The sequence below is a fragment of the Pseudarthrobacter sp. NamE2 genome, assembly GCF_005796205.1.
Taxonomy (GTDB): Bacteria; Actinomycetota; Actinomycetes; order Actinomycetales; family Micrococcaceae; genus Arthrobacter.
The window spans coordinates 1-266 of sequence record NZ_VAHN01000059.1 but is presented as its reverse complement, the minus strand read 5'-3'; the positions used below and the strand labels follow the sequence as shown (position 1 = coordinate 266).

1 pseudogene is annotated in these 266 nt (G+C 66.9%); it reads left to right on the top strand.

Annotation, left to right across the window (positions count from 1 at the left end):
• Positions 1 to 266 (top strand): annotated as a pseudogene (locus tag FDW83_RS19010) (hypothetical protein); the annotation flags it as partial.

Sequence of the window (266 nt, the reverse complement as noted above, 5' to 3'; positions counted from 1 at the left end):
AACGTTGCCGGCGAGGCAGCATCGGCAGCGCAGGGCGTGGCCCAGACTGCCAAGAGTGAGGCGGCCAATGTGGCGGCGGAGGCGAAGAACAGCGCACAGGACCTGTTGCACCAGGCCAAGCAGGGCCTGAACAACCAGGCCGGTACCCAGCAGCAGAAGGCCGCCGACGGCATCCGAACCATTTCCAGCCAGTTGCAGAGCATGGCTGATGCACCGGACCAGCCCGGTGTAGCCAGCGACCTCATCCGGCAGGCTGCCCAGCGCAG